Annotated in this window: 2 protein-coding genes and 1 pseudogene; 2 read left to right on the top strand and 1 reads right to left on the bottom strand. The window is 68.4% G+C overall.

The window, feature by feature from the left end:
* Window positions 1-502: 502 nt before the first annotated feature.
* Together AB0H32_RS47950 and AB0H32_RS47945 are read left to right on the top strand one after the other, a co-directional pair.
* Window positions 503-1,531, top strand: a complete 1,029-nt coding sequence (locus AB0H32_RS47950; RefSeq protein ID WP_361135941.1) for a phosphatidylinositol-specific phospholipase C domain-containing protein — start codon at window positions 503-505, stop codon at window positions 1,529-1,531.
* A gap of 91 nt (window positions 1,532-1,622) precedes the next feature.
* Window positions 1,623-2,180 carry a GH25 family lysozyme gene (locus tag AB0H32_RS47945; RefSeq protein WP_361135938.1) on the top strand — a complete coding sequence of 186 codons (558 nt, stop codon included), beginning with the start codon at window positions 1,623-1,625 and terminating at the stop codon, window positions 2,178-2,180.
* Window positions 2,181-2,204: 24 nt separating this feature from the next.
* Here AB0H32_RS47945 and AB0H32_RS47940 read toward each other — a convergent pair.
* Window positions 2,205-2,445, bottom strand: a pseudogene (locus AB0H32_RS47940) (NADP oxidoreductase); the annotation flags it as partial.

Below are 2,445 nucleotides of genomic sequence, written 5' to 3'. Positions count from 1 at the left end.
CCGCGCCTCACGTCCCCGCCCCCGCGGCGCCGGCCCGGGGCGCCCCGCGCCGGGCCCACGGCGCCCCCGCCCCCGGCGCCCGACAGACGCGTCGAGCGGCGGTGGCCACCGTCAATTCGGCCGGGCCCTGGAGGGTTGAACCCTCCCTGCAATAAAGGACACCGTCGCTCCGCACCAGATCGAGCCGAACCCAGCCTATCGGCGACGCGACGCCAGGGAAGAAGCTGCGGCCGTTGTAGTTCATGCTTTATTGCAAAGGACCTGAATTCCGCTGCACTTGCAGTACTCGCGCAGAATGGCGTGCAGGTTCGGATGGTCGGACCCGCTGACGGTCTGCGGCGTCAGGCACAAGGAGACGGCCCGCGGCTCACTGGCCGTGCACAGAGCCGGCGGACGAACCCGTCGCCGCACGGTACGGCTGATGTTGCCCCTGGGGCTACCACACAGTAACCGGTTCCCCTACGCTGCCGCCAACTCGGCGACAGCAAAGGGGAATTGGGACATGCTCAGAGTGAGACGGGCGGCGGCGGTGGCCGTCGCCGCCCTGCTGGCGTTGGTACCGGCGAACGCCCACGCGGCGTCCCCCAGGTTCTCCGAGACGACGGCGATCGGCACGCACAACGCGTACGACAAGGCCAAGTACACGTACTTCGCGCAGGCGCTGGACTCCGGCGCGTCGCTGCTGGAGCTGGACGTGTACGTGGACAGCCTGACCCACCGGTGGCGGGTCAGCCACAGCAACCCGTTCGGCAACGACAACAACTGCGAGGCCGCGAAGACCCCGGGCGACCTGTACAGCAAGAGCCGCAACCAGGATCTGGGCAGTTGCCTGGACAACATCGCGGCCTGGAACCGGCTCCACCCCGACCACCCGCCGATCGTGTTCAAGGTCGAGATGAAGGTCGGCTTCAACGACAAGGGGGGCATGGGCCCCGACGAGTTCGACACCCTGGTGTCGCAGAAGCTCGGCAGCAGCGTCTACAAGCCGGCCGACCTGCTGGGCGGGACGTACTCCTCCCCGGACGCGGCGGCCAGGGCCAACGCATGGCCCTCCCGCGACTCGCTCAGGGGCAAGTTCCTCTTCGAGCTGATCCCGGGCACGGTGGAGCAGGCCAACCCCTTCGACCACTACTGGACGGACGAGGAGTACGGCGACCACCTGCGCGACCTGTACGCGGCGGGCAGGATCGGCGAGGCGCAGGCCTTCCCGGCCGTGCTCGGCGCGGCGAACGGTGACCCGCGCACCAGCCGTTACGACGCCTCGATCCGGCCCTGGTTCGTGTTCTTCGACGGGGACGCGGCGACGTACGTGAACAACGGCTACGACACGTCGTTCTACTCCGCGAACCACTACATCCTGATCACGACCGGCGCCGACGGGGTGTCCCCGTCGATCTCGTCGACCGACCCGACGGACGCCGAGGTCGCCGCCCGGCTCTCTCTGCTGGCCAAGGACCACGCCAGCATCATCACTTCCGACTGGTCGGCCAAGTCTCCGTCGGTGCTGGGATCGGTGACCACCCGAAGCTGACATTCCGGGTACACGGGCGGATCCCCCGTGCCAAGGTGGGGCATATATCAGTCAACTCCTGTCACCCCACTGACACTTCAGGGAGTCCCCCATGATCCATGGAATTGACATCAGCGCGTTCCAGTCGTCGTCGTACGACACGGACGGCCTCTCCTTCGTCTTCATCAAGGCGACGGAGGGGCGTTCGTACGTGAACCCGAGGCTCTCGGCCCAGGCCAAGACCGGCCGCGACGCCGGCCTCGTCGTCGGCTTCTACCACTTTCTGTGGCCGGGTCACATCACTTCCCAGGCCGAGTACTTCGTCGAGCACGCCCCGGAGAAGGCGGGCGACCTGCTCGCCGTGGACTGGGAGACCACGAGCGACGGCACGCACGCCAGCAATGCGGAGAAGGACCTGTTCATCCGGACGCTGAAGGAACTCCGTCCGCACAACAAGGTGCTCCTGTACGCCAACCGCGACTACTGGCTGAACGTGGACGTCACCTCCTACGCCGGCGACGGCCTGTGGATCGCCGACTACGTGAGTGCGGGCAAGCCCCGCATCAAGGCCAAGTGGCGCTTCCACCAGTACAGCAGCGAACCGCACGACAAGGACGTGGCCGACTTCGCCGACAAGGCCGCGCTGCGGGGGTGGGCCGCCGGGAACTGACCCCGCCCGCGCAGAGCGTCCGGGTCAGCCCCGGAAGTCCGCGGGCCGCTCCGGGGGCGCCTGGGACAGGGCCTTGCGTACGGCCTCGGCTCCCGCCTGCAGGCCGTACACCGGGGTGCCCGGCTGCTGGCGCCAGGAGTCGTCGATGCCGCCCGCGTCGACCGTGTCGAGTTGGGTCGGGGACGGGACGCCGTGCACCGTTTCCGGTACCGGTTTTCCCGTCCCCGCCCGCCGAACCGGACGTGCCCGTTGGCCGAGCATCCGG

Origin of the sequence: Streptomyces sp. NPDC020362 (genome assembly GCF_040642095.1) — a bacterium.
GTDB lineage: Bacteria > Actinomycetota > Actinomycetes > Streptomycetales > Streptomycetaceae > Streptomyces.
The sequence above is the reverse complement of the archived record's forward strand: the minus strand, read 5'-3'. Positions and strand labels throughout refer to the sequence as shown.

Coding starts and splice junctions, on each gene's coding strand:
- AB0H32_RS47950 (WP_361135941.1), top strand. CDS start 503: ATGCTCAGAGTGAGACGGGCGGCGGCGGTGGCCGTCGCCGCCCTGCTG.
- AB0H32_RS47945 (WP_361135938.1), top strand. CDS start 1,623: ATGATCCATGGAATTGACATCAGCGCGTTCCAGTCGTCGTCGTACGAC.